Annotated in this window: 32 protein-coding genes and 1 pseudogene; 2 read left to right on the forward strand and 31 right to left on the reverse strand. The window is 63.3% G+C overall.

Translation table 11 applies throughout. The features are described from left to right. Positions 1 to 105: 105 nt before the first annotated feature. The 28 genes from ACZIRK_RS30250 to ACZIRK_RS30385 all read right to left on the reverse strand — a co-directional run bounded on the left by ACZIRK_RS30250 (position 106) and on the right by ACZIRK_RS30385 (position 17,918). Positions 106 to 987 carry an adenylate kinase gene (locus ACZIRK_RS30250; RefSeq protein ID WP_130225559.1) on the reverse strand — a complete coding sequence of 294 codons (882 nt, stop codon included), beginning with the start codon at positions 985 to 987 and terminating at the stop codon, positions 106 to 108. 79 nt (positions 988 to 1,066) lie between these two features. Further along, complete coding sequence (secY, locus tag ACZIRK_RS30255; protein ID WP_028168145.1) at positions 1,067 to 2,398, reverse strand: preprotein translocase subunit SecY; 1,332 nt, start codon at positions 2,396 to 2,398, stop codon at positions 1,067 to 1,069. A gap of 140 nt (positions 2,399 to 2,538) precedes the next feature. Next, a complete protein-coding gene (rplO, locus tag ACZIRK_RS30260) occupies positions 2,539 to 3,027 on the reverse strand; it encodes a 50S ribosomal protein L15 (RefSeq protein WP_130225560.1) in 489 nt (162 codons plus the stop codon). Positions 3,028 to 3,047: 20 nt separating this feature from the next. Further along, complete coding sequence (rpmD, locus tag ACZIRK_RS30265; protein WP_028168147.1) at positions 3,048 to 3,242, reverse strand: 50S ribosomal protein L30; 195 nt, start codon at positions 3,240 to 3,242, stop codon at positions 3,048 to 3,050. 38 nt (positions 3,243 to 3,280) lie between these two features. Beyond that, entirely contained in the window at positions 3,281 to 3,853 is a 573-nt protein-coding gene (gene rpsE, locus ACZIRK_RS30270) for a 30S ribosomal protein S5 (protein ID WP_027583269.1), read from the reverse strand. A 60-nt stretch (positions 3,854 to 3,913) separates the two neighbouring features. Then, positions 3,914 to 4,273 (reverse strand): 50S ribosomal protein L18, encoded by a 360-nt coding sequence (gene rplR / locus ACZIRK_RS30275; protein WP_028168149.1) that lies wholly within the window; start codon positions 4,271 to 4,273, stop codon positions 3,914 to 3,916. 11 nt (positions 4,274 to 4,284) lie between these two features. Further along, positions 4,285 to 4,818: a 50S ribosomal protein L6 gene (rplF, locus tag ACZIRK_RS30280; protein ID WP_130225561.1), complete on the reverse strand. Its 534-nt coding sequence runs from the start codon at positions 4,816 to 4,818 to the stop codon at positions 4,285 to 4,287. Between the two features lie 14 nt (positions 4,819 to 4,832). Continuing rightward, positions 4,833 to 5,231, reverse strand: coding sequence for a 30S ribosomal protein S8 (gene rpsH / locus ACZIRK_RS30285; protein WP_028168151.1), 399 nt, complete (start codon positions 5,229 to 5,231; stop codon positions 4,833 to 4,835). 13 nt (positions 5,232 to 5,244) lie between these two features. Next, complete coding sequence (rpsN, locus tag ACZIRK_RS30290) at positions 5,245 to 5,550, reverse strand: 30S ribosomal protein S14 (RefSeq protein ID WP_028168152.1); 306 nt, start codon at positions 5,548 to 5,550, stop codon at positions 5,245 to 5,247. Positions 5,551 to 5,597: 47 nt separating this feature from the next. After that, entirely contained in the window at positions 5,598 to 6,155 is a 558-nt protein-coding gene (gene rplE / locus ACZIRK_RS30295) for a 50S ribosomal protein L5 (RefSeq protein ID WP_028168153.1), read from the reverse strand. Continuing rightward, positions 6,148 to 6,462, reverse strand: coding sequence for a 50S ribosomal protein L24 (gene rplX / locus ACZIRK_RS30300; protein ID WP_028168154.1), 315 nt, complete (start codon positions 6,460 to 6,462; stop codon positions 6,148 to 6,150). Before rplX ends, rplE begins: the two co-directional genes overlap by 8 nt. Continuing rightward, entirely contained in the window at positions 6,462 to 6,830 is a 369-nt protein-coding gene (rplN, locus tag ACZIRK_RS30305) for a 50S ribosomal protein L14 (RefSeq protein WP_028168155.1), read from the reverse strand. The genes rplX and rplN overlap by 1 nt, the downstream gene beginning before the upstream one ends. Positions 6,831 to 6,911: 81 nt before the next feature. Next, entirely contained in the window at positions 6,912 to 7,160 is a 249-nt protein-coding gene (gene rpsQ, locus ACZIRK_RS30310; protein WP_027583261.1) for a 30S ribosomal protein S17, read from the reverse strand. A gap of 10 nt (positions 7,161 to 7,170) precedes the next feature. Beyond that, a complete protein-coding gene (gene rpmC / locus ACZIRK_RS30315; protein WP_028168156.1) occupies positions 7,171 to 7,377 on the reverse strand; it encodes a 50S ribosomal protein L29 in 207 nt (68 codons plus the stop codon). A gap of 5 nt (positions 7,378 to 7,382) precedes the next feature. Continuing rightward, entirely contained in the window at positions 7,383 to 7,796 is a 414-nt protein-coding gene (gene rplP / locus ACZIRK_RS30320; protein ID WP_028168157.1) for a 50S ribosomal protein L16, read from the reverse strand. A gap of 30 nt (positions 7,797 to 7,826) precedes the next feature. Further along, positions 7,827 to 8,528: a 30S ribosomal protein S3 gene (rpsC, locus tag ACZIRK_RS30325; RefSeq protein WP_028168158.1), complete on the reverse strand. Its 702-nt coding sequence runs from the start codon at positions 8,526 to 8,528 to the stop codon at positions 7,827 to 7,829. 20 nt (positions 8,529 to 8,548) lie between these two features. Continuing rightward, entirely contained in the window at positions 8,549 to 8,935 is a 387-nt protein-coding gene (gene rplV / locus ACZIRK_RS30330) for a 50S ribosomal protein L22 (RefSeq protein ID WP_028168159.1), read from the reverse strand. 10 nt (positions 8,936 to 8,945) lie between these two features. Beyond that, positions 8,946 to 9,224, reverse strand: a complete 279-nt coding sequence (gene rpsS / locus ACZIRK_RS30335) for a 30S ribosomal protein S19 (RefSeq protein ID WP_027583256.1) — start codon at positions 9,222 to 9,224, stop codon at positions 8,946 to 8,948. 12 nt (positions 9,225 to 9,236) lie between these two features. Next, on the reverse strand, positions 9,237 to 10,070 hold the full coding sequence (gene rplB / locus ACZIRK_RS30340) for a 50S ribosomal protein L2 (protein WP_028168160.1): 834 nt from the start codon (positions 10,068 to 10,070) through the stop codon (positions 9,237 to 9,239). Positions 10,071 to 10,083: 13 nt separating this feature from the next. Next, complete coding sequence (locus ACZIRK_RS30345; RefSeq protein WP_028168161.1) at positions 10,084 to 10,383, reverse strand: 50S ribosomal protein L23; 300 nt, start codon at positions 10,381 to 10,383, stop codon at positions 10,084 to 10,086. Next, positions 10,380 to 11,000, reverse strand: coding sequence for a 50S ribosomal protein L4 (gene rplD, locus ACZIRK_RS30350; protein ID WP_028168162.1), 621 nt, complete (start codon positions 10,998 to 11,000; stop codon positions 10,380 to 10,382). Before rplD ends, ACZIRK_RS30345 begins: the two co-directional genes overlap by 4 nt. A 1-nt stretch (position 11,001) precedes the next feature. After that, complete coding sequence (gene rplC / locus ACZIRK_RS30355) at positions 11,002 to 11,721, reverse strand: 50S ribosomal protein L3 (RefSeq protein WP_130225562.1); 720 nt, start codon at positions 11,719 to 11,721, stop codon at positions 11,002 to 11,004. A gap of 54 nt (positions 11,722 to 11,775) precedes the next feature. Further along, complete coding sequence (gene rpsJ / locus ACZIRK_RS30360; RefSeq protein WP_002712302.1) at positions 11,776 to 12,084, reverse strand: 30S ribosomal protein S10; 309 nt, start codon at positions 12,082 to 12,084, stop codon at positions 11,776 to 11,778. A gap of 83 nt (positions 12,085 to 12,167) precedes the next feature. Then, entirely contained in the window at positions 12,168 to 13,358 is a 1,191-nt protein-coding gene (gene tuf, locus ACZIRK_RS30365) for an elongation factor Tu (protein ID WP_027583251.1), read from the reverse strand. 40 nt (positions 13,359 to 13,398) lie between these two features. Next, complete coding sequence (gene fusA / locus ACZIRK_RS30370; protein WP_130225563.1) at positions 13,399 to 15,471, reverse strand: elongation factor G; 2,073 nt, start codon at positions 15,469 to 15,471, stop codon at positions 13,399 to 13,401. Between the two features lie 30 nt (positions 15,472 to 15,501). Further along, positions 15,502 to 15,972 carry a 30S ribosomal protein S7 gene (gene rpsG / locus ACZIRK_RS30375; protein ID WP_028168166.1) on the reverse strand — a complete coding sequence of 157 codons (471 nt, stop codon included), beginning with the start codon at positions 15,970 to 15,972 and terminating at the stop codon, positions 15,502 to 15,504. A gap of 15 nt (positions 15,973 to 15,987) precedes the next feature. Further along, positions 15,988 to 16,359: a 30S ribosomal protein S12 gene (rpsL, locus tag ACZIRK_RS30380; protein ID WP_028168167.1), complete on the reverse strand. Its 372-nt coding sequence runs from the start codon at positions 16,357 to 16,359 to the stop codon at positions 15,988 to 15,990. Positions 16,360 to 17,294: 935 nt separating this feature from the next. Then, positions 17,295 to 17,918 (reverse strand): TetR/AcrR family transcriptional regulator, encoded by a 624-nt coding sequence (locus tag ACZIRK_RS30385; RefSeq protein ID WP_245474679.1) that lies wholly within the window; start codon positions 17,916 to 17,918, stop codon positions 17,295 to 17,297. A 96-nt stretch (positions 17,919 to 18,014) separates the two neighbouring features. Here ACZIRK_RS30385 and ACZIRK_RS30390 point away from each other — a divergent pair, with 96 nt between their 5' ends. Further along, positions 18,015 to 19,022 carry an NAD(P)-dependent oxidoreductase gene (locus ACZIRK_RS30390; protein WP_474418722.1) on the forward strand — a complete coding sequence of 336 codons (1,008 nt, stop codon included), beginning with the start codon at positions 18,015 to 18,017 and terminating at the stop codon, positions 19,020 to 19,022. Between the two features lie 43 nt (positions 19,023 to 19,065). On the opposite strand, the gene ACZIRK_RS30395 is transcribed toward ACZIRK_RS30390, so the two are convergent. After that, complete coding sequence (locus ACZIRK_RS30395; protein ID WP_130225564.1) at positions 19,066 to 20,289, reverse strand: GNAT family N-acetyltransferase; 1,224 nt, start codon at positions 20,287 to 20,289, stop codon at positions 19,066 to 19,068. A gap of 154 nt (positions 20,290 to 20,443) precedes the next feature. Here ACZIRK_RS30395 and ACZIRK_RS30400 point away from each other — a divergent pair. Further along, positions 20,444 to 21,705: pseudogene (locus ACZIRK_RS30400) on the forward strand (FAD-dependent oxidoreductase). Here ACZIRK_RS30400 and ACZIRK_RS30405 read toward each other — a convergent pair. Both ACZIRK_RS30405 and ACZIRK_RS30410 read right to left on the reverse strand, forming a co-directional pair. Then, positions 21,627 to 23,660 carry an ABC transporter ATP-binding protein gene (locus ACZIRK_RS30405; protein WP_130225566.1) on the reverse strand — a complete coding sequence of 678 codons (2,034 nt, stop codon included), beginning with the start codon at positions 23,658 to 23,660 and terminating at the stop codon, positions 21,627 to 21,629. The pseudogene ACZIRK_RS30400 and the gene ACZIRK_RS30405 overlap by 79 nt on opposite strands. A 152-nt stretch (positions 23,661 to 23,812) precedes the next feature. Then, positions 23,813 to 25,867 carry an FAD-dependent oxidoreductase gene (locus ACZIRK_RS30410; protein ID WP_130225567.1) on the reverse strand — a complete coding sequence of 685 codons (2,055 nt, stop codon included), beginning with the start codon at positions 25,865 to 25,867 and terminating at the stop codon, positions 23,813 to 23,815. Between the last annotated feature and the right edge of the window lie 25 nt (positions 25,868 to 25,892).

Consider the following 25,892-nt stretch of genomic DNA (forward strand, 5'->3'; position numbering starts at 1 on the left):
CACGACGCCCTCCCCTCGTTCCTTCGGGGCCCGGCATCGTCATAAAACTATCCGACTTGGATGCGAGGCTTATTAAAGGATTCATGTCGGTTTCGTCAACCGCTCCTAGCGCTTAGCTCGCTTTTTCGTGAGCTTTTTTGCGGGCCGTTTGGCGGCCTGCCTTACCGTCTTCTTGGCCTTGCCGACGCCCCTCGCCTTGGCGGCCTTTGAGACCGTTTTGCGGGCCTTCCGGGCCGAGGTGGCGGCCTTTTTGGTTCCCTTGCCGGCCCCCTCCTTGACCTTGCCAGTCCCCTTGGTCTTGGCGGCCGCCTTCTTGGCAGGCGCCTTGGTTCCCTTCCGGGCGGTTCCAGACCCAGAACGCTTCGCTGGAGCGGCACGCCGTCCAGCCTTGGGTTCCGTGGCGCCGAGCGCTTCCAGGATCCGGTTGATCTCGCTCGTAACGTGCTCGATGGTCATCATACCATCTACGGTAAGCAGCTTGCGGCGCTCGGAATAATAGTGAATCAGGGGTTCGGTCTGGACGCGGTAGCTCGCCAGCCGCTTGGTCAGCACTTCCGGCGTATCGTCGGCGCGGACTTCCTCGCCGCGCGCCCGCGTCTCGGCGGCGCGCTTCTCTACCCGCTCGAGTAGCGCACTCTCATTGACGCGAAGCTCGACCACAGCATCGAGCTTGAGGCGCTTCTTCTTCAAGAGGTCATCCAGCGCCTCGGCCTGCGGAACCGTGCGCGGAAAACCGTCGAGGATGAAGCCGTTCTTAGCATCGGCCTGATCGATTCGATCGGAGATGATGCCGACCACGATCTCGTCGGGCACAAGCCCGCCCGCGGCCATGATGTCCTTGGCCTGCAGCCCGATCGGCGTGCCGGCGGCAACCGCGGCGCGCAACATCTCGCCGGTCGAGAGCTGGACAATACCGTGCTTCTGAACCAGCCGCTGGGCCTGGGTCCCCTTGCCCGAGCCCGGCGGCCCCAAAAGGATCAATCTCATGAGTTTTCGCCCCCCGGCTTGGTGAGCGCGATCCGCACACCCTTGGTTTTGACTTTTGCGCCGCCCGCGTTCCGCTCTATCAGCGGCGACGGCCCCTGAGCTTGGACTTTCTGATCAGCCCTTCATACTGATGGGCGAGCAGATAGCCCTGAACCTGTGCCACCGTATCCATGGTCACGCTGACCACGATCAGAAGCGAGGTACCGCCAAAGTAGAACGGCACGGAGGCGTAGGAAATCAGAATCTCCGGGATGAGACATACGATCGCAAGATAGATCGCGCCAACCACAGTGATGCGCGACAGCACATAGTCGATATATTCTGCGGTGCGCTCGCCGGGCCGGATGCCGGGGATGAAGCCGCCATGCTTCTTCAGATTGTCCGCGGTCTCGGTCGGGTTGAACACGATCGCCGTGTAGAAGAAGGCGAAGAACACGATCAGCGCCAGATAGAGGATCAGGAACAGCGGCCGGCCATGGCTGAGCTGGGTGGTGATCCACTGCATCCATTCCGGGCCCGAGCCGGCGTTGAAGTTCGCTACCGTGGTCGGCAGCAACAGCAGCGAGGACGCGAAGATCGGCGGAATCACGCCCGAGGTGTTGAGCTTGAGCGGCAGATGCGAGGACTGGCCCTCGAACATCTTGTTGCCGACCTGGCGCTTCGGATACTGGATCAGGAGCCGGCGCTGGGCGCGCTCCATGAACACGATGAAGGCGATCACGGCGACCGCCATCACGATCACGACCAGGATCAGCCCGGTCGACATTGCGCCCTGGCGGCCGAGTTCGAGCATGTTGGCCAGCGCCGACGGCAGTTCCGCGACGATACCGGACAGAATGATCAGCGAAATGCCGTTGCCGATGCCGCGCGAGGTGATCTGCTCGCCGAGCCACATCAAGAACATGGTGCCGCCGGTCAGCGTGATCGCGGTCGAAAGGCGGAAGAACATGCCGGGGTCGGTGACGACGTTGCCGGCGCCCTCGAGCCCCACCGCGATGCCGTAGGACTGGAACGCGGCCAGGATCACGGTGAGATAGCGCGTGTACTGGTTCAGGATCTTGCGGCCGGCCTCGCCTTCCTTCTTCAGGGCCTCGAGCTGCGGCGAGACGGTGGTCAGGAGCTGGATGATGATCGATGCCGAGATGTACGGCATGATGTTCAGCGCGAAGATCGCCATGCGGTGGATGCCGCCGCCGGCGAACATGTTGAACATGCCGAGGATGCCGCCGGCCTGGGAGCGGAACACCTGCTCCCACACGTTGGGGTCGATGCCGGGTAGCGGGATGTAGGTGCCGAGCCGATAAACAAGCAGCGCACCCAGCGTGAACCAGATGCGCTTCTTCAGCTCTTCGGCCTTGCCGAGCGCTGCGAAATTGAGGTTGGACGCGAGTTGTTCCGCTGCTGAGACCATGTTTCGGCTTTCTCCCGGAGGCCCCGCCGACGTCCCCGTGGGATCATCGGCGGACACCGGACATTATTTGGTGCTCGGCTTCGATAAGTCCAACGTTCTCTGCCGTCCCTGCCTGCGCGAGCCAGGCAATGACGCAGATGTTACGCCGCCTCGCCGTCTTCCTTCTTGGCGGGCGCCAGGATCTTCACCGTACCGCCGGCCTTCTCCACCGCCGCAATCGCGGACTTGGAAGCGCCATGCACCTCGATGTTGAGCTTGGCCGTGAGCTCGCCGCGGCCGAGCAGCCGCACGCCGTCCTTGGCGCGGCGCAGCACGCCCGACTTCACCAGCGCTTCCGCGTTCACGACCGCACCAGTGTCGATCTGCTTGGCGTCGACCGCCTGCTGCAGTCGATCGAGATTGATCTCGGCGAAATCGAGCCTGAAGATGTTGTTGAACCCGCGCTTCGGCAGGCGGCGATGCAGCGGCATCTGGCCGCCTTCAAAGCCCTTGATGCGCACACCGGTACGCGCGGTCTGGCCCTTGCCGCCACGGCCGCCGGTCTTGCCCTTGCCCGAACCGATACCGCGGCCGATGCGCATGCGCTTCTTGCGCGAACCGGGATTGTCGGCGATCTCGCTGAGCTTCATCGCCCTTCTCCTTGTCTGTCTTAACCCTCGCCGACGACGCGGACGAGGTGTTGAACCTTGCTGATCATGCCGCGAACCTCAGGGGTGTCCTGATGCTCGGCAACCCGGCCGATCTTGTTGAGCTTGAGGCCGATCAGCGTCGAACGCTGCGAATGATGGCGGCGAATCGGGCTGCCGATCTGCTCGACCTTGATCGTCTTTGCGGCCTGGGCCATCTCTTAAAACTCCAGATAGCGCGCTGGTTTAGCGCGAGTTATTCAGCCACCACTTCGGCATCGCCACCGACGCGGCGGGCCTGCAGCGTGGACACCTTGATGTTGCGGCGCGCAGCGACCGAGCGCGGCGAATCCTGGTTCTTCAGCGCGTCGAAGGTGGCGCGGACCATGTTGTACGGATTCGACGAACCGATCGACTTCGCGACCACGTCCTGGATGCCGAGCGTCTCGAACACCGCACGCATCGGGCCGCCGGCGATGATGCCGGTACCGGCCGGCGCGGCACGCAGGTAGACGCGGCCGGCGCCGTGACGGCCGGCGATGTCGTGATGCAGCGTGCGGCCTTCGCGCAGCGCCACGCGGGTCAGGTTGCGCTTGGCGGATTCGGTCGCCTTGCGGATCGCTTCCGGCACTTCGCGCGCCTTGCCGTGGCCGAAACCGACCCGGCCCTTCTGGTCGCCGATCACGACCAGCGCCGCAAAGCCGAAGCGCTTGCCGCCCTTCACGACCTTTGCCACGCGATTGATGTGCACGAGCTTGTCGACGAACTCGCTGTCGCGCTCCTCGCGCTCCCTGCTCCGTTCGCGTCCGCCGCGTTCGCGTTCTGCCATGGTGTTTTCCAATCTCTAGAAAGGCTTATGCCTCAGTCCTAATATCCGCTCGAAACCTGCTCAGAAGCTCAGTCCGCCTTCGCGGGCTGCATCGGCAAGCGCCTTGACGCGCCCGTGATAGAGATAGGCGCCACGGTCGAACACGACTTCCTTGACGCCCTTCTGCGTGGCACGCTCGGCAAGCAGCTTGCCGACGGCCTTGGCTGCGTCGATATTCGCACCCGTGTTGCCGCCATCGCGCATCGCCTTCTCCAGCGAAGAGGCCGACGCCAGCGTCTCGCCCTTCTGATCGTCGATCACCTGGGCGTAGATGTGCTTGGACGAGCGGAACACCGACAGACGCGGACGCCCGCCCCCGGAACGGCGCAGCGCCAAGCGCACGCGTTGCTTGCGCCGGGCATTGGTAACCTTCAGTGACATGACCGGCTCCGTTACTTCTTCTTGCCTTCCTTGCGGAAGATGAATTCGTTGGCGTACTTCACGCCCTTGCCCTTGTAGGGCTCCGGCGGACGATAGGCGCGGATCTCGGCCGCGACCTGCCCCACGCGCTGCGGATCGATGCCCGAGACCGTGATTTCGGTCGGCTTCGGCACCGCGATCGAGATGCCCTCCGGGATCGGGTAGACGACGTCGTGGCTGTAACCGAGCGCGAGCTGCAGGTTCTTGCCCTGCATCGCGGCGCGGTAGCCGACGCCGGTGATCTCGAGCTTCTTCTCAAAGCCCTTGGTGACGCCTTCGACCAGGTTGGCGACCTGGGCACGCGCGGTGCCGTACATCGCCTGCGCGCGATTGGTCTTCACACGCGGAGCGACCTTGACCTGGCCGTTCTCGAACTTCACCTCGACGTCGTCATGCACGACGAACTGAAGCTGGCCCTTCGGCCCCTTCACCTTCACCGTCTGCCCGTCGACAGTCGCCGTCACACCCGACGGGATCGCCACAGGCCTCTTGCCAATACGTGACATGGCTCAATCCTTCCTCAGAACACCGTGAAGAGAACTTCGCCGCCCACATTCGCGTCGCGCGCTTCGTGGTCAGCCATAATTCCCTTCGGCGTCGACAAAACGGAGATGCCGAGACCGTTGTTCACGCGCGGCAGGTTCTTCACCGACGTGTAGACCCGGCGGCCCGGCTTCGACACGCGCTCGATCTCGCGGATGACCGGCTCGCCGTCGAAATACTTCAATTCGATCTCGAGCTCGCTGCGGCCGGACGAATGCTCGACGCTGGCGTAGCCGCGGATATAGCCTTCCGCCTTCAGCACCTCGAGCACGTTCTGGCGCATCTTCGAGCCCGGGGTCGTGACCTTGGACTTCGAGCGCATCTGCGCGTTGCGGATGCGGGTGATGAGATCTGAGATCGGATCGTGCGTTGACATCTTCCGACCCTCCTTACCAGCTCGACTTCACGAGGCCCGGGATCAGGCCCTTGGAGCCGAGCTCGCGCAGCGCGATGCGGGACAGCTTGTTCTTGCGATAGTTCGAGCGCGGACGGCCCGTGAGCTCGCAACGGTTCCGGATCCGGGTCGGCGACGAGTTGCGCGGCATTTCCGCAAGCTTCAGGGTCGCCGCGAAACGCTCTTCCATCGGCTTGGTCTTGTCGGCGATGATCGCCTTCAACCGGGCGCGGCTGGCGGCGGCGTTCTTGGCCATCCGCTTGCGCCGGTTGTTCTTCTCGACTGCACTCTTCTTTGCCATGCGTGGCTCCTTACGTTTCCGCGTTTGAGAGGCTGTTCGTCAGCGTCTCACTGCCGGAACGGGAAATTGAAAGCGGTCAACAAGGCGCGAGCCTCGTCGTCGGTCTTGGCCGTGGTACACACGGTGATGTCCATGCCCCGCGCTTCCGAGACCTTGTCGAAGTCGATCTCGGGGAAAATGATGTGCTCCTTGATGCCGAGCGAATAGTTGCCGCGGCCATCGAAGCTCTTCGGGTTCAGCCCGCGGAAGTCGCGCACGCGCGGCAGCGCGACGGTGACCAGGCGATCGATGAACTCGTACATGCGGGCCTTGCGCAGCGTGACCTTGCAGCCGATCGGCTGGTTCTCGCGCAGCTTGAAGGTCGCGATGGCAACCCGCGAATAAGTCACGATCGCCTTCTGGCCGGCGATCTGCGTCAGCTCGGCGGCAGCGGTCTCGGCCTTCTTGCGGTCGTTGACGGAATCGCCGACGCCCATGTTGAGCACGACCTTGTCCAGCCGCGGCACCTGCATCGCGTTCTCGTAGCCGAACTTCTCGGTCAGCAGGCCGCGAATGTTCCTGTCGTATTCCGTGCGCAAGCGCGGCACATAAGCGGTCTCAGCCATCGATCTCTGCTCCCGAGCTCTTGGCAATGCGAACCTTCTTGCCATCAGCCTGAATCTTGAACCCGATGCGGGTCGGCTTTCCGTCCTTGCCGACATACGCGACGTTGGAGAGGTGGACCGGCGCCTCCTTGGAGATGATGCCGCCCTCCTGGTTCTGGGTCTGCTTCTGGTGACGCTTCACCATGTTGACGCCGCGCACCAGCGCGGTGTTTTCCGCCGGACGCACCTCGAACACTTCGCCGGTGCGTCCCTTGTCGCGGCCGGTCAGCACGATGACCCTGTCACCCTTGCGGATCTTGGCAGCCATCACAGCACCTCCGGCGCAAGCGAGATGATCTTCATGTGGTTCTTGGCGCGCAGCTCGCGCGGCACCGGCCCGAAGATACGGGTGCCGACCGGCTCGGACTGGTTGTTGACCAGCACGGCGGCATTGCGGTCGAAGCGGATGACGGAGCCGTCGGGGCGGCGGATGTCCTTGCGGACCCGCACCACGACCGCCTTCATGACGTCGCCCTTCTTCACCTTGCCACGCGGAATGGCTTCCTTGATCGACACAACGATAATGTCGCCCACAGTGGCATAGCGGCGCTTGGAGCCTCCAAGCACCTTGATGCACATGACACGGCGTGCGCCTGAATTATCGGCCACGTCGAGGTTGGTCTGCATCTGAATCATTGATGCACCTCGTCCTCTTTCTGCGCTTCACTCGCGCTCAAAATTTTCCTGACATTCTCCGGCTTCGAAGCCGGATGTGCGTCAGGCCGTTTGCTTCTGCTCGCCCCGGATCACGATCCAGCGCTTCAACTTCGAGATTGGCTTGCTTTCCTCGATCCACACCGTGTCGCCCGGCTTGAACTGGTCGCTCTCGTCGTGCGCGTGATAGTTCTTCGAACGGCGGATCGTCTTCTTGTAGATCGGATGGGTGAAGCGGCGATCGACGCGCACCACCACCGTCTTGGCTTGCTTGTCGCTGACGACCACGCCCTGCAGCGTACGTTTCGGCATGTCCGGCCTCTTACTTCTTCTTCGCGCGCTGCTGCGCGGCGATGGTCTTGATACGGGCGATGTCGCGGCGCGCTTCCTTCAGCCGCGAGGTGTTCTCGAGCTGGCCGGTGGCGCGCTGGAAGCGCAGGTTGAAGCGCTCCTTCTTCAGATTGAGGATCGCGTCCTCCCTCTGGTCCTCGCTCATCGCGCGGATATCCTCGACTTTCATCTGGGCCATCTCGGTTACTCCGCGATGCGCGCGACGAAGCGCGTCTTGATCGGCAGCTTGGCGGCGGCCAAGGTCAGCGCCTCGCGCGCGACCTGGTTGGTGACGCCGTCGATCTCGAACAGCACACGACCGGGCTTGACGCGGGCCACCCACAATTCCGGCGCGCCCTTGCCCGAGCCCATGCGCACTTCGGCGGGCTTCTTCGACACCGGCAAATCAGGGAACACGCGGATCCAGACGCGGCCGGCGCGCTTCATGTGGCGGGTCAGCGCGCGGCGGGCGGCCTCGATCTGGCGCGCAGTGACGCGCTCCGGCTCGAGCGCCTTCAGGCCGAACTGGCCGAAGGACAACGTCGCGCCCGAAGTCGCAACGCCGTGGATCCGGCCCTTATGCGCCTTCCGGAACTTCGTTTTCTTTGGTTGCATCATGGCGTTAAGCCCTCAAATTCTCATTTGCCGTTAGGCGGCGTCGCGGCGCGACCGCGGGCTGCTGTCGCCCTCGGCCATCCGCTTGTCCTGGGCCATCGGATCGTGCTCGAGGATCTCGCCCTTGAAGATCCAGACCTTGACGCCGCAGGTGCCGAAGGTGGTGAATGCGGTGGCAACGCCGTAGTCGACGTCGGCGCGCAGCGTGTGCAGCGGCACCCGGCCCTCGCGGTACCATTCCATGCGCGCGATTTCAGCGCCGCCGAGCCGACCCGAGCAGTTGATGCGGATGCCTTCGGCGCCGAGGCGCATCGCCGACTGCACCGCGCGCTTCATGGCGCGCCGGAACGCAACGCGGCGCTCGAGCTGCTGCGCGATCGATTCGGCGACCAGCGTCGCATCGAGCTCCGGCTTGCGGATCTCGACGATGTTGATGACGACGTCGGAAGCCGTGATGTCGGCGACCTTCTTGCGCAGCTTGTCGATGTCCGCGCCCTTCTTGCCGATCACGACGCCCGGACGCGCCGAGTGGATCGTCACCCGGCACTTCTTGTGCGGGCGCTCGATCACGATGCGCGCCACCGCCGCCTGCTTGAGCTCCTTGTGCAGGATCTCGCGGATCTTGACGTCCTCGTGCAGCAGCTTGCCGTATTCGGCCTTGCCGGCGAACCAACGCGAATCCCAAGTCCGGTTGATGCCGAGACGCAGCCCGATCGGATTGATCTTTTGACCCATCTTGTTCTCCCGCGCTTCTCTTAAGCGCTCGCCTCGGCCTCGACCTCACGAACCACGATCGTGAGATGCGAGAACGGTTTGTAGACACGGCCCGAACGGCCACGGCCGCGCGGGGCAAAACGCTTCATGACGAGGCCGTTGCCGACATGCGCCTCGGCGACGACGAGATCGTCGACCTCGAGGTCATGGTTGTTCTCGGCATTGGCAATCGCCGATTCCAGGCACTTCTTGACGTCGACCGCGATCCGCTTGCGCGAGAACTGCAGGTCGGCAAGTGCGGCCGATGCCTTGCGGCCACGGATCATCTGCGCCACCAGGTTGAGCTTCTGCGGGCTGACGCGCAGCATCCGGGCGACGGCCTTGGCCTCATTGTCCGCGAGGACACGTTCGCGCTTTGGTTTGCTCATCGCTTAATCCTCAAGCCCTCTTGGCTTTCTTGTCGCCAGAGTGGCCGTGGAAGGTACGGGTCGGCGAGAACTCGCCGAACTTGTGACCCACCATTTCCTCGTTCACCGAAACCGGCACGTGCTTCTGACCGTTGTAGACGCCGAAGGTCAGGCCCACGAACTGCGGCAGGATGGTCGAGCGGCGACTCCAGATCTTGATGACGTCGTGACGGCCGGACGCGCGCGCAGCATCTGCCTTCTTGAGCAGCGATGCCTCGACGAACGGGCCTTTCCAGACTGAACGAACCATGTCCGGCGTTCCTTACTTCTTCCGCTTGTGGCGGCTTAGGAGAATGAATTTGTTGGTCGACTTGTTCGACCGCGTCTTCTTGCCCTTGGTCGGCTTGCCCCACGGGGTCACCGGGTGGCGGCCGCCCGAGGTGCGGCCTTCACCGCCGCCATGCGGGTGGTCGATCGGGTTCATGACGACACCGCGGTTGTGCGGGCGCCAGCCGAGCCAGCGGGTACGACCGGCCTTGCCGATCGAGATGTTCATGTGATCCGGATTCGACACCGCGCCAATGGCGCCGCGGCAACGGCCGTGCACCAGGCGCTGTTCGCCCGAGTTCAGGCGGATGATGACGTAGTCCTGGTCACGGCCGACGATCTGGGCATAGGTGCCGGCGGAGCGCGCAAGCTGACCGCCCTTGCCGATCTTCAGCTCGATGTTGTGGACGATGGTGCCGACCGGCATGTTGCCGAGCGGCATCACATTGCCCGGCTTGACGTCGACATAGCTGCCGGCCACGACCGTGTCACCCGCGGCGAGCCGCTGCGGCGCCAGGATGTAGGCCTGCTCGCCGTCCTGATACTTGATCAGCGCGATGAAGGCGGTGCGGTTCGGGTCGTATTCCAGCCGCTCGACGATCGCCGGCACGTCCACCTTGTCGCGGCGGAAGTCGACGTTGCGATAGGCCTTCTTGTGGCCACCGCCACGGAAGCGCACGGTGATGCGCCCGGTGTTGTTGCGGCCACCGTTCGACTGCTTGCCCTCGGTGAGCGCCTTGACCGGCTTGCCCTTGTAGAGCGCCGAACGATCGACCATGACCAGCTGGCGCTGGCCCGGCGTCGTTGGATTATAAGTTTTCAATGCCATCGTCGTTACGCCCTTATAGTCCGGTAGTCACGTCGATGCGGTGGCCCTCTTCCAGGGTCACGATCGCGCGCTTGGTGTCCGACTGCGAGCCGAAATTGCCGCGGAACACCTTGGTCTTGCCCTTGCGCACCAGCGTGTTCACGCTCTTGACCTTGACGTCGAAGAGCTTCTCGACCGCTTCCTTGATCTGCGGCTTGGTGGCCTTGGAAGCGACCTTGAACAGCACCTTGTTGTGCTCCGAGGCGAGCGTCGCCTTTTCGGTCACAACGGGCGCGACGATGACGTCGTAGTGGCGCGGATCGATATTCTTCATTTGAAGCGCGCCTCCAGCGCATCGACGGCCGCCTTGGTCAGGACCAGCTTCTGGCGCCGCAGGATGTCGTAGACGTTGATGCCCTGGATCGGCAGCACGTCGATATTCGGAATGTTGCGGGCCGCGGCCGCGAAACCGTTGTTGAGCTCGGCGCCGTCGATGATCAGCGCATTGGTCAGCCCGAGGCCGGAGAAGTGACCGACCAGCGCCTTGGTCTTGGCTTCCTTGATATCAGCGCTGTCGAGCACGACCAGGCCGCCGTCCTTGGCCTTGGCCGACAGAGCATGCTTGAGCGCCAGCGCACGCACCTTCTTCGGCAGGTCGGTCGCATGCGAGCGAACCACCGGACCGAAGGCGCGGCCGCCGCCACGGAACTGCGGCACGCGCGCCGAGCCGTGACGGGCACCGCCAGTGCCCTTCTGCTTGTACATCTTCTTGCCGGTGCGCCAGATCTCGGCGCGCCCCTTGGCCTTGTGCGTGCCCGCCTGGCGCTTGTTGAGCTGCCACTGCACGCAGCGCTGAATGATGTCCGCGCGCGGCTCGAGGCCGAAAATGGCGTCGGAAAGCTGGACCGAGCCAGCTTCCTTGCCCTCCAGGGTGGTGACTTTCAGTTCCATCTCACGCACCCTCCTGCTCGGCCGGCGCTTCGGCAGCCTGCTCGCCCGCAACCTTGAACTTGCCGGGCTTCGGAGCTTCCTTCGGCAGCGGCTTCTTGATGGCGTCGCGCACCCTGATCCAGCCGCCCTTGGAGCCGGGAACGGCGCCTTCGACCAGGATCAGGCCACGCTCGACATCGGTCTGGACGACGCGAAGGTTGAGCGTGGTGATGCGATCGACACCCATGTGGCCGGGCATCTTCTTGTTCTTCCAGGTCTTGCCGGGATCCTGACGGCCACCGGTCGAACCGATCGAACGGTGCGAGATCGACACGCCGTGGGTGGCGCGCAGACCGCCGAAATTCCAGCGCTTCATGCCGCCGGCAAAGCCCTTACCGATCGAGGTGCCGGTCACGTCGACGAACTGACCGACCACGAAGTGATCGGCTTGGATCTCGGCGCCGACCGGGATCAGCGCATCCTCAGAAACGCGGAATTCCGCGACCTTGCGCTTCGGCTCGACCTTGGCGACGGCGAACTGGCCGCGCTCGGCCTTCGGCATGTAGACGGTCTTGCGCGAGCCCGAGCCGAGCTGCAGCGCGACATAACCGTTCGTTTCAGTGGTGCGGTGGCCCAGCACCTGGCAGTTGCCGAGCTTCAGCACGGTCACGGGGATATGCTCGCCGGCCTCTGTGAAGACCCGCGTCATCCCGACCTTTTGTGCGATCACTCCGGAGCGCATCGGCGTGGTTCCTGTTCTCTTTCGTCCGCTCGCGCGGACTTCAATCCAAAAAACTTAGAGCTTGATCTCGACGTCGACACCGGCGGCCAGATCGAGCTTCATGAGAGCATCGACGGTCTGCGGGGTCGGATCGACAATGTCGAGAAGGCGCTTGTGGGTGCGCATCTCGAACTGTTCGCGGCTCTTCTTGTCGACGTGCGGCGAACGGTTGACGGTGAACTTCTCGATGCGAGTCGGCAGCGGAATGGGACCGCGAACCTGGGCACCGGTACGTTTCGCCGTGTTCACGATCTCGCGGGTCGACGTATCGAGGATACGATGGTCGAACGCCTTGAGACGGATGCGGATATTCTGGCCGTTCATTGCCGTACTTTCTTTGGTGAGTGGCGAGTAGCGAGTAGCGAATAGAAATTCCTATTCGCCACTCGCCATTCCCTGTTCGCTTCTTACTCGAGGATCGAGGCGACGACGCCGGCGCCGACGGTGCGGCCGCCTTCGCGGATCGCGAAGCGCAGCTTCTCCTCCATCGCGATCGGCACGATCAGGTGCACTTCCATCGCAATGTTGTCGCCAGGCATCACCATCTCGGTGCCCTCAGGCAGATGCACGACACCGGTCACGTCGGTGGTGCGGAAGTAGAACTGCGGGCGGTAGTTGGTGAAGAACGGGGTGTGACGGCCGCCCTCTTCCTTGGTGAGGATGTACGCCTCAGCCTTGAACTTGGTGTGCGGCTTGACCGAACCCGGCTTGCACAGCACCTGACCACGCTCCACTTCCTCACGCTTGGTACCGCGGAGCAGCGCACCGATGTTGTCGCCCGCCTGGCCCTGATCGAGCAGCTTGCGGAACATTTCGACGCCGGTGACGGTGGTCTTCTGAGTGTCGCGCAGACCGACGATCTCGATTTCGTCGCCGACCTTGACGATGCCGCGCTCGACACGGCCGGTCACCACGGTGCCGCGGCCCGAGATCGAGAACACGTCTTCGACCGGCATCAGGAACGGCTGGTCGATCGGACGCTCCGGCTGCGGAATGTACTCGTCGACATTGCGCATCAGCTCAAGAACCGCGTCATGGCCGAGCTTCTTGTCGCTGTCTTCCAGAGCGGCCAGCGCCGACCCCTTGACGATCGGGATCTTGTCGCCGGGGAAGTCGTACTTCGAGAGCAGCTCGCGCACTTCGAGCTCGACGAGCTCGAGCAGCTCCGGATCGTCGACCATGTCGCACTTGTTGAGAAACACGACGAGCGCGGGAACGCCGACCTGGCGGGCGAGCAGGATGTGCTCGCGGGTCTGCGGCATCGGGCCGTCGGCAGCCGACACGACGAGGATCGCACCGTCCATCTGGGCGGCGCCGGTGATCATGTTCTTCACGTAGTCGGCGTGGCCGGGGCAGTCGACGTGGGCGTAGTGGCGGTTCTTGGTCTCGTACTCGACGTGAGCGGTCGAGATCGTGATGCCGCGCGCCTTCTCTTCCGGGGCCTTGTCGATCTGGTCGTAGGCGGTGAACGTCGCACCGCCGGTTTCCGCCAGGATCTTGGTGATCGCGGCGGTCAGCGAGGTCTTGCCATGGTCGACGTGACCGATGGTGCCGATGTTGCAGTGCGGTTTGTTACGCTCAAATTTTGCTTTGGCCATTTGACTCTCCGTTCAATCGTTAGCTGCCAACCAACGATAATCAGGCAAACTTCTTCTGGACTTCAGCCGACACGTTCGCCGGCGCTTCGGCGTAGTGATCGAACTGCATGGTGAAGGTCGCGCGACCCTGGCTCATCGAGCGCAGGTTGTTCACGTAACCGAACATGTTCATGAGCGGCACCATCGCGTTGATGACGTTGGCGTTGCCGCGCATGTCTTGGCCCTGGATCTGGCCGCGCCGGGAGTTCAGGTCGCCGATGACGGAACCGGTGTAGTCTTCCGGCGTCACCACCTCGACCTTCATGATCGGCTCGAGCAGGACGGACTTGCCCATCTGCAGCGCCTCGCGGAAACAGGCCCGCGTTGCGATTTCGAAGGCCAGTGCCGACGAGTCGACGTCGTGATACTTGCCGTCGATGAGCTGCACCTTGACGTCGACGATCGGGAAGCCCGCGACGACGCCCGAGCCCAGCACGCTCTCGAGACCCTTCTCGACGCCGGGGATGTATTCCTTCGGCACCGCGCCACCGACGATCTTCGATTCGAACTCGTAGCCCTTGCCGGCCTCGTTCGGCTCGACGATCAGCGTCACGGCCGCGAACTGGCCGGTGCCGCCGGTCTGCTTCTTGTGGGTGTAGCTGTGCTCGACCCGCTTGGTCACGCGCTCACGGAACGCCACCTGCGGCGCACCGATGTTGGCGTCGACCTTGTAGGTGCGCTTCAGGATGTCGACCTTGATGTCGAGATGCAGTTCGCCCATGCCCTTCAGGATGGTCTGACCGGACTCGTGGTCGGTCGTCACCCGGAACGACGGATCTTCCGCCGCGAGCTTCGCGAGCGCGACACCGAGCTTTTCCTGGTCGGCCTTCGACTTCGGCTCGATCGCGATCTCGATCACCGGATCCGGGAACTCCATCTTTTCCAGGATCACCGGGTGGTTCGGATCGCACAGCGTGTCGCCGGTGCGCGCTTCCTTGAGGCCCGCCAGCGCGACGATGTCGCCGGCATAGGCTTCCTTGATGTCCTCACGGTTGTTCGCATGCATCAACAGCATGCGCCCGATCCGCTCCTTCTTCTCGCGGGTCGAGTTGATCACGCCGGTGCCGCTCTGCAGGATGCCCGAATAGATGCGGCAGAAGGTGATGGTGCCGACAAACGGGTCGTCCATGATCTTGAACGCGAGCAGCGCCAGCGGCTCCTTGTCGTCCGCCTTGCGCACGACTTCGTTGCCGTCCTCGTCGGTGCCCTTGATCGCGGGCACGTCGATCGGCGACGGCAGGTAGTCGACGACGGCGTCAAGCAGCGGCTGCACGCCCTTGTTCTTGAACGCGGAGCCGCACAGCACCGGATAGAACGCGCCGGTCAGCACCGCTTTGCGGATCAGCCGCTTCAGCGTCGCTTCGTCGGGCTCGTTGCCATCGAGGAAGGCGGCCAATGCGTCGTCGTCGAGCTCGACGGCGGCTTCCACCATCTTCTCGCGGTATTCCTTGGCCTGGTCGACGAGGTCTTCCGGAATGTCGACATAGTCGAACTTCGCACCGAGGGATTCATCGTTCCAGACGATGCCCTTCATCTTCACGAGATCGACGAGACCCTTGAAGTTGTTCTCGGCACCGATCGGAAGCTGGATCGCGATCGGCTTGGCGCCGAGGCGGTCGACGATGTCGGACAAGCACTTGAAGAAGTCGGCACCGGTCTTGTCCATCTTGTTGGCGAAGACGATGCGCGGAACCTTGTACTTGTCACCCTGGCGCCAGACGGTCTCGGTCTGCGGCTCGACGCCCTGGTTGGAGTCGAGCACGCACACAGCGCCGTCGAGCACGCGCAAGCTGCGCTCAACTTCAATGGTGAAGTCGACGTGGCCGGGGGTGTCGATGATGTTCAGCCGCTTACCGTTCCAGAACGCGGTGGTCGCGGCGGAGGTGATGGTGATGCCACGCTCCTGCTCCTGCTCCATCCAGTCCATCGTCGCGGCACCTTCGTGCACTTCGCCGATCTTGTGGCTCTTGCCGGTGTAATAGAGGATGCGCTCGGTCGTCGTGGTCTTACCGGCGTCGATATGCGCCATGATACCGAAGTTGCGATAGTCCTCGATGGCATGTTGGCGTGGCATGGGGCTGTTCCTTAAATTCCGTAATTCGCCTTACCAGCGATAGTGCGAGAAGGCGCGGTTGGCTTCCGCCATCCGGTGCACGTCTTCACGCTTCTTGACGGCGTTCCCCCGGTTGTTCGACGCATCAAGCAGCTCCGCCGAGAGCCGCTCCGTCATGGTCTTCTCGTTGCGCTCGCGCGCGGCCGAAATCAGCCAGCGGATGCCGAGCGCCTGCCGGCGCACCGAGCGGACTTCCACCGGCACCTGATAGGTCGCACCACCGACGCGACGGGAACGCACCTCGATGGTCGGCATGACGTTCTCAAGCGCCTGCTCGAACACGCCGAGCGGGTTCTGCTTGGTCTTGGCCTCGATCATGGTGAGCGCGCCATAGACGATGTTCTCGGCGACCGACTTCTTGCCGGCGTACATGACCGAGTTCATGAACTTGGTGATGATGATGTTCCCGAACTTCGGGTCCGGAAGCACTTCACGCTTTTCTGCAGAGTGACGACGCGACATCTTACCTGTTCCCGCTTACTTCGGACGCTTGGCGCCGTACTTCGAACGACGCTGCTTACGGTTCTTTACGCCCTGGGTATCCAGCACGCCGCGGAGGATGTGATAGCGCACGCCCGGCAAGTCCTTGACGCGGCCGCCGCGGATCATGACCACCGAGTGCTCCTGAAGGTTATGGCCCTCACCCGGGATGTAACCGATCACCTCGAACCCATTGGTCAGACGCACCTTGGCGACCTTACGAAGCGCCGAGTTCGGCTTCTTCGGGGTCGTCGTGTAGACGCGCGTGCACACGCCGCGCTTCTGCGGCGACTGCTGCAGCGCCGGCACCTTCTTGCGCGACTTCTGCACTTCCCGTGGTTTTGCGATCAGCTGGTTGATCGTCGGCATGTCAGCCTTCACCCTTCAAGTTCGCGCGGAACCTCACTGGCTCCGCAAATTCTTCACGGGAACGAACCGCCCGTCCGGCCGCCTCACACGAAAACCGTTCGCGCAAAACGAAATCGCGCCTACCACTCATTGCTGAGCGGAAAGCGCTTGACGCCACAGAGGACCGCGATCACGACCGATCAGCTCTCGCTGTCCGGCTGAAAACCGAGGTCATGCGTCCGAGTTCACTCTCAAGAGAACGCGCTCAAGAGAACAAAAATCGCCCTGGCATTGCCTAGCTATCATCGACAGCGTTTGAGCGGCATTCGTCGAGGTTGGTGCCCGCCTCAGTCCAGTAGGTCTGATAGGGTGTTCCGTTCCGACGCTGGCGTAGCTCACCGCCTGTCGTTAAGTTCGCGCCTTGTATAAGCGGTAGATAGTGAAGTCAAGCAAAACGACAATACGAGAAACGCCTCTGCTGCATATGGATTTGGCACTTTCGCGCGCTCAGCGCGAGTGAAAATCGCAAAGTCTACTGCCCCACTTTCCGAGCGAGTCGGCCGACTATTTTATCCGGACATAAATAGCCTGAAGCAGCTCTTAGGCGGCTCTCAACCAAAGATTCGCGCAAAATAAGCCTTGTTTGCCATTTCGGGCGCAAAGAACGCGCTTAGCCCCTGCCCTGTACCGCCTTGCGATCATCGGCAGCGAGTGGCCAACTCCACGGCAGCCGCGATGCTTGGCCGGCCGGCATTCGACCATCCCGGTCGATTTGCAGGATGTCTGTCCGCCAGATTTCCGCTTCGAGAAGCTGGCGGCGGCGCACCGATCGAGCGATTCGCGCGGACCGAGGCAGCTTGCGATCCAACCAAGGCGCGTGCGTTGATATCCACGTCGCCCAAGGTCTGTCGCTCGCGCTGCCGCGACAAGTCAAAAAAAGCTTCACCCCGATCGCGTTACGGTTGCGGCGAAGGTGCGCAAAGTCCGCCTCGAATCAGCGAGGAAAATGCTTCAGCAGCTTCCTTCTCGCTGCAATGACCACCGATCATCATGACCGAGAGCGCTTCGCCCGCCCCGACAAGGCCGACACAGCGCCGTTGTAGTTCATCGGGCGGCAACGTGCTGTACGGCTCAAGCGCCGATACGAACAGCTGGACGTACCCATCTATCAGCTCCTGGTGCACCGCGCCCATCTTCCCGCTGCCCGACAGCGCCGCGCCCACCGCGTGCCATTCGCCACTCGTATCTGCGGAACAGTGGATATAGGCGGTGGCGAGGATGTCGGCAGTATCCCCCAAGTTCCGCTGAACGCTTCTTAACGCTTCACGCAGGGCATTCGCCTGCTCCCTGTCGAGCGACTTGTAGAGTTCGATCAACAACCCCGATCGTGTGCCGAAGTGTTCGTACGGGATTGGCTTGGAGACCCCGGCACGAGCGGCCAGGTGTCCCAGTGTCAGCCGATCGGCCCCTTCCTCGCGGATAATGACGAGGGCCATATCGAGCAACTGGCGCCGTCGATCCGCCTTCGAGAGCCGACCGGAAAGCGCCTTATGCGCTTTCGGTCTCAAAGAGTGTTTCACGGTCCGGATCTCCCCCTTGCAATACCTACCATCAGTAACTTACTAATGGTAACTTACCGACGTTAGGTTATGTTCGCTAGGATGAGAGGCACCGCAATGTCGCCAGCTCCCATTCTCCTGATCGGCGGCTCCGGCATTGTCGGCCGCTGGACGGCCCGATTCCTGCGCGTCGCCCATCCCGATCAGCCGCTACTGATCGGCGGCCGCGATCTCGCTAAGGCCAAGAAAGTCGCGACCGAAATTGGCGGTGCGGAGGGTGTGGTGCTCGACCTGGCCGTTGATGGCCTTGGACTCGGTGAGCGCCCGGTCAGCGCCGTCGCCGTCTTTTTTACGGACGAAAGGATCGCCGGGCTCCGTTTCGCTCAGTCGCGCGGCGTGCCGCACATCAGCATTTCTCCAGGCATTATCGAGATGGGCCCCGAAGTAGCGGCCTACATCCACGACCCGGACGCCGCGCCGGTCATTCTGGGCACGGAATGGCTCGTCGGCGCGACGACGGTCCCCACGCTCGAATTCGCCAAGGCGTTCGGTCGGGTCCACGACATCGCTATCGGCGCGCTGCTCGATGAGCAGGATGCCTTCGGTCCGGCGGCAGCCGCCGACCTGGAGCGCCAAACGAAGACCATGCCGGCGGCGCTTGCTCGTCGGGACGGCGCCTACCTCTGGCGCGTTGGCGGCGATGCCAAGGCCAAGTTCCGCGCCGTCGACGGCACCCTGATGGAGGCCTCCGCACTCTCCCCCTATGACGTTGTCGGCCTTGCGACCGCGACCGGCGCGCCAAACGTTCAGTTCAGTCTCGCGATTGGAGTGAGCTCCACTCGCCGCCGAGGAGAGCCGATGTCGACCGAGATCGTCATCGAACTTGCCGGTGAGGATCAAGCGGGCCGACTGCTCCGCACCCGTCATGCGATTGTCCATCCTGAGGGACAGATGCCACTGACGGGGCTAGGCGTCGCCATGGTTCTCGAACGGCTCGTCGGACTCGACGGCAATCCGGCAACTCCCCCTGGCCTCTACTTTCCCTATCAGCTCCTCGAGCCCGCAGCCTATTTTGCCCGTCTCGAAAAGATCGGCGGAATGGTCATGACACTGGATGTGTTCTGACGAGTAACGATTCCGTCCTGCCAAGAAGGCTTACAGGCCCTGGTCAATGGCCAAGGCCCTCGACTTCCGCCTGGTGTCGACGGACCCCAGCCTTTGCTGGCGCGCGCAGCGCGGCGCCCGCTTCCTTTTCCGGCTTGCTCGCGGTGCCCTGCGGCGCCTTGGCGGAGGATGTCCGACGACGCTGCCGCAGGCGGTCCCGCAGACGCCGCAGAAAATGGTAGCCGAGCAGCCGGCCCGCTTCCATCCGGTAGCCCAGCGACTTCGTTCCGCTGACATCGAAGAGCAGATCGAGCATGGTGCGGCGGCCGGTCCATAGCTGGGCCATGAAGCTGTCTTCGGCGGCGCAGGAATTGATCGCCTCGATCTCGGGCTGCGCGAACAGCTGATCGGTCACCTTGTCGACGAGGAGATGCCCGGGTGAATATCGCGCGAACTGGGCATCGTATGCGGTCTTCCAAGTGTAGGCGGTCGCGCCGCCATACATCAGCACCTGCGCAGCCGCGACCTCGCCGTTGACCTGCAGCAAGGCGACGGAGCAGGCTTGGCGGTCGGCCAGATTGTGCACCAACTGCCTGGTGAAGGCGGCATCGCGGGCATCCGATAACACCGCCGTGCCCTGCTCACCCTTCCAACTTGCCTTTTCCATCGCCAGAAACGTCTCGAACGCCTGGCGGACCGCGCCAGGCGACCGGTCGTTGACGACATCGACGGCGCCAAGCGCCGACAGTCTGTTCCAGTCCTGACGCAGCTTTTTCCGCGTCGAGCCGCTACGCTTCACGCCGAATTCCTTCGTCACGAAAGGCCGGCTGCTCGTTGCAACGATCAACGGCTCGATGCCACGCGCGGCCAGCCATTTTGACATGGCCGCGTAGCTCGGGCACTCCCCGTCGAACGACGTGAGGCTGAGGACATCGGGCAGCAGCGGGTCTTGTTCGATGGCGGCGAGGAATGCGGGAATGACCTGATCGGCGAAGGCCGGATCGACGACCGGGCTGGAGAGAAAAGCATAAGTGTAGGGCAGCGCTTCCGACACCTTTGGCCACAATCGCACGGCCTGCCGCACCTGTAGCGCCCAGATGCCTACGAGCCTCCGCTGCGAAGCGCCCTGCTCCCAGGCCAGCAGCACGTGGATCCTGGCAAAGTCGGTCGCAACGGCCGCCGCAAGCGCGGCCGGATTCATGAACACGTTCGACGACGCACGCCGCACCAGATCGTCCCATTGCGGGGCGATGTCCAGGCTGGGTGAATCAATCGTTACCAAGATCATCGAAATCCGACCCTTCGACCGCGCGCCATCGTGTTTGCGGGACATTGCTTTTCAATTAAGCGGACGCGGGACTGACTGGATTGTGAAGCACCAGTTCAGGGTTCCTTTGCGATTCTCGGCCATGCATGGAGCCTTGCGATCAGAGGCAAGACGCATGCGCTACACGGATGTTGCCATCATCGGCGGCGGGCTCGCCGGTTCGACCGCCGCGGCGATGCTCGGACGCGCGGGCATCTCGGCGTGCCTGATCGACCCGCATCTGAGCTATCCACCTGAGCTGCGCTGCGAGAAGCTCGGCGGAGATCAACTCGAGCTGTTGCGCAGGACCGGCCTTGCCGAAGAGACGCTGCGCGCCACGACGCTGGACGGCCAGGTGTGGGAGGCGCGGTTCGGCTACGTCGTCGCCAAGAAGCCCAGCGATCAGCACGGCATCCTCTATGACACGCTGGTCAACACCATGCGCGCGCAGATTCCAGGCGATGTCGAGATCATCCATGCCAAGGCCTACGCTGTTTCAAACAGCGCCGACCGGCAGAAGATCGTGCTGTCGAACAATGAGGAGATCTCGGCACGGCTCATCGTGCTCGCTAACGGCCTGAACACCGGCCTGCGCCACACGCTCGGCATGCAGCGCCGCATCATCAGCGCGTGCCATTCAATCACGCTTGGCTTCGATGTCATGCCGGTCGGCCGCGCGGCGTTCGATTTTCCGGCACTGACCTATTGGCCGGGCCGGCCGAGCGCGCGCATGGCCTATCTTACATTGTTCCCGATCGGCGGAACGATGCGCGCCAACCTCATGGTCTACCGCGACATGACCGACCCGTGGCTGCAGCAGTTCAGGCAGGCGCCGGAAGCCACCATGCTCGCCACGATGCCGGGGCTTGCCCGCATGACCGGCGGCTTCATGGTCTCCGGGCCGATCAGGATCAGGCCCGCCGACCTCTACGTCACCGAAGGATATCTGCAGCCCGGTATCGTGCTGGTCGGCGACGCGTTCTCGACCTCCTGCCCAGCCGCCGGCACCGGTAGCGACAAGGTCTTCACCGACGTCGAGCGGCTGTGCAACGTCCACATCCCGGCGTGGCTTTCGAGCGACGGCATGGACGTGCCGAAGATCCAGGCGTTCTACGACGATCCGGTCAAGCAGGCCTGCGAGGCACGATCGCTTGCCAAGGCCTACCACCTTCGCTCGCTGTCGATCGACCATGGCCTGACCTGGCGCGCCGGACGCTGGGGCCGCTTCGTGGTCCGCTTCGCGCAGGGCGTCCGCTACTCCACCGCCGGCGCGTTTCGCCCCGGCCGGCAAGGCCGGATCGCGACATCAAGCTGAGGGATCACTCCTCGTCGTCGTCCTCATCATCGTCTTCATCGTCGTCGGCCTGCGCAGCGGCATTGTGTGCGACGTGGCCCTGATCGTCCCAGAGCTTGCGGTAGACGCCGTTTGCGGCGAGCAGCTCGGCATGGGTGCCGCGCTCGATCGCCTTGCCGCCGGAGATCACGATGATCTCGTCCATGTCGACCACCGACGTCAGCCGGTGCGTCGACCAGATCATGGTGCGGCCCGCGGCAACCCTGAACAGCGTGCTGTTGATCGCGGCCTCCGTGGTCTGGTCGAGGGCCGAGGTCGCTTCGTCGAGCAGCAGCACGGACGGATTGCGGATGATGGCACGCGCGATCGCGATGCGCTGGCGCTGGCCGCCTGAGAGCGTGTCGCCGCGCTCGCCGACCACGGTGTCGTATTTCTGCGGCAGGCTCATGATGAAGCGATGGATTTCGGCCTTGCGCGCGGCGTCCACGACCTCTTCGTCACTCGCGCCTTCCTTCCCGAGGCGGATGTTCTCCCGGATCGACATGTTGAACAGCATGTTCTCCTGGAACACGACCGCCATGCTTCGCCGCAGCGATTCACGCGTCACCTTGCGGATATCGACGCCGTCGATGGTGACGCGGCCCTCGTCCGGCACGTAAAGCCGCAGGATCAGATTGAGCAGCGTGCTCTTGCCGGAGCCCGAGGGGCCGACGATCGCGATGCGCTGACCAACCTTGAGCTTGAGGCTGAAATTATCGAGCACCGGCTCCTGACTGCCCTCGTACTGGAACGTCACGCGCTCAAAGGTGATGTCATTGGTGATGCGCGGCAGGTCCGGCGCGCCCGGCCGGTCGGCGCCGCGCGTCGGCTCGTCCAGGAGTTCCTGCATATGCTGCACCGCCGCCGCCGACTGGATCGATACCGGGATGAAGTGCATCAGGTGCGCGATGTTGTAGGACACCTCCCAGAATGCGCTTTCGAAGGTGACGAAGGTGCCGATGGTGATCTGGCCCTTGGTGGCGAGATAGGCGCCGATCGCGAGCACCACGAGGTGCAACAGCAGCACCGCGATGGTGACCGTGCGCTCCACCATGGTCGACAGGAACATGGCGGAAGCTGCCTTCCGCCGCACGTCGTTGTTGCGCATCGTGAACCAGCCGAGCGCGCGGCGCTGCAGGTTGAACGCCTTCACCACGGCCTGGGCCGCGACATTCTCCTGCACGGTGCCGAGCAGCGCGGCCTCGTTCAGCTTCTGCTCGTAATTGGCCTGCACCGCCTTCGGGGTCAGGATCCGCGGCCCGATCAGGGTGATCGGAAACACGAGTAGCGCGACCACGGCAAGCTGCCAGCTCAGGAACAGCATCAGGATGATGCCGGCAATGAGCTCCAGGAACGGCAGGGCGGCGCTGTTGGCGAAGCTCTTGACCGAGCCCTCGAAGGCCGAAAGGTCGATCGAGAAGCGCGACAGGATCTCGCCGCGCTTGGTGCGGGCGAAATAGGACGACGGCAGGTTCTGGACGTGCTCGAACAGTTTGGTCCGCGCGTCGGAGATAATGCAGGCGGCAAGCCGCGCGTCCCAGCGTTCGTACCAGACCGCGATGATGGAGGTGATGATCCCGGCGGCGGCAAGCACGCCGAGGATCTTGTAGAGCGCCTGGAAGTCTTCCTCGCCGAGCGCATCGTCGATCAGGAACTTCAGGCTGAGCGGCATGATGACGTTGAACAACGTCTCGACCACGAGGCCGAAGCTGACGAAGACCAGCATCCGCTTGTAGTTGGCCAGATACGGCTTGACGAAGCCGTAGATCGTGGCAAGCGCGCCGGCGGCTTCCTTGGCGGTGAAGACGACGAGGTCCTCGTCCTCATCATCGTCATCGAGCTCGATTTCGTTCTCGGCGTCGGCTTCGTCATCATCGTCGGGAAGCGGTGATGTCGACGAAGGCTTGCCGCCGGGCCTGGACGTAGCGGAATCGGCATTCGCCCCGAGCTTCTTTTTCAGCTCGAGTTCATCCGTCGCAACCGGATTGTGACCGTCAGATGATGGGGGCTTCGATGCCATGAAACCAACCGATACTGCACGGCCGGCATGACCGCAAATCGAGCGCGACAGCGCGATACGCGCTATGCCAACGATTCTATGCGATCAGCAAGGATTGGGCAAAGCAATTGAACCGGCCGGTGCACCGGTCAATCTTCAGGTCAATCCTTGGGTCAATCCTCGTCCTCGACCTTATCGAAGAACGAATAGCGCAACGCGTCGGAGTCGCCGTACCAGTGGCCGGGCCCCTTGTTGGCGGCGCGCGCCGCGGTCCACAGCGCCTCGGTGCAGTCGCGACGATGGGCGGCGAGATCAAAACCGTTGCCGAAGAACAGTTCCGACCACTCCCACCAGGTGGCGAGCTTCTTGACGCCACGCAACAGATCGTAGCGGTCGATCAGGCCGGGCGCGAGGTCCGAAGTCACCGAGCCGAACACGAGGCCGGTCTTGACCACGCGATGCAATTCGCGCGCCGCGCGCACCACCTGCTTTCCGCCGAGATGGCAGAGGCTGGTCTCGAACACGAAGTCGAATTCGTTGTCCTCGAACGGCAGGTCGACGACCGAGCCGAGCTTGTTGTACTCCTGCAGCGCCTTCGGTGTCTTGCCGTGGATGAAGCGGTTGTTCTCGACGCCCCAGGCATCGACCCCGCGCTCGCGCAGCGCGCCGACCAGTTCGCCGCTCGCCGAGCCCGCCACCAGGAGCTTGTAGCCCTTCGCCTCGCCCCAGACGATCTGGATCATCTCCATCAGCAGCGCGGGATCGGTGAAGTGGCGCCACGCCTCGCTGTAGGGGCCCTGCCCGCGATAATTCTCGAAATAACCGCGGTCGATCTTGTCCGACAGCGGCCGCTCGGCCTGGGCGCGGGCATGGCGCAGCCGGATCATCTCGGTCAGGATGATGTCGGTCGCCGCATCGGACGAATCGAGCAGGCCGTTCAGCGTGGAATCGAACAGATAATCGCCGACCACGACGATGCCGGGATGCTCCTTGGGCTCGGGACGATGGTTGGTCATGACGTCGCGCGCCGGCAGGCCGCCGGGCAGCGCGTTCACCGAGCTCAGCCAGCGGTGGATCTTGCCCTCGAGGAAATGCTCGCGCGCATTGCCGAGGGAAGCCGGCAGCGATTTCAACGCAGCATCGATCAGTTCCTGGTCGGTCAGATTGGCAAAGGCCAGCGCGTCCGAGCCCGCGATCAGCCAGTTCAGGACACCGTGCCGGCCAACATCATGGCGCGAACCTTCGTTGTAGACGCAGCAGCCGCCGAACGCTTCCGACATGAACCAGGAGCCCGGGATCTTCTCGCCCCAGAACGGCTCGTCGAACAGGATCGAGACGCGCAGGTAGTGCGCCGGGCGGTCGAAATAGGCGATGTGCTTGACCATCGACTGGCGCAACTCCTCGCCGTCCCAGCCGAGCGTGGCGAGCCAGGAATGCGGCAGGCAGACCAGCACGAGGTCGAAGTCGCGCGTCTCCGGCCCTTTCCCGTTCATCATGTTGAGGCGGTAGCGGCCGTTGCCGGCCTTGCCGACTTTCAGCACCCGGTGATTGAGCTGGATGTCGGCATCGACTTCCGAGCGCAGGCATTCGATGAGCTGCTCATTGCCGTTCTGGATCGAGTACAGGCCGATATAGCCGTCGATATCCATCACGAAATTCTTCAGCGCATTGAGCCCGTTGGTGTTGTGGCTCTCGGTCGCGATGTCGGAGCGGGCCATCACCTTGAAGAAGCGCTTGGCGGTCGGATCCTCGACCTCCTCGTCGAGGAGTTGCTCGCAGGTCTTGTGGGCCCAGGGATGCTCGTTGTCATGCGCGCCGACGCCTTCGTAGTATTCGACCGGCGAGATCATCTCGGTGCAGCGCTTGCGGAACGCTTCGATCGCCTCGGCGGTCGTCGCGCCATATTTGCGGCGCATGCCCCGCACGTCGTTCAAGAGCTCGCCGTCGAGCTGGACCTGCTCGGCATCCATCGGGATGGTCTGCAGGCCGAAATGCTGGATCAGTTCGCGCAGCGGATCCGGGCCGGTCATCGAATAATCGTAGATCTCGGCGACGCCGGCCTCGTAGGTCGCGGATGCGGTATTGAATTTGCGCGTGACGATCTTGCCGCCGAGCCGGTCCGACGCCTCGTAAATGGTGACGCGGCAGAGGTCGCCGAGCTTCCTCTTCAGGTACCAGGCGCTCATCAGCCCGCCGGGGCCGCCACCAACGATTGCGAGATCAAGCATGGGGATTCCGTTCTTCCGGGCGGGC

Source organism: Bradyrhizobium sp. Leo114 (assembly GCF_055229415.2).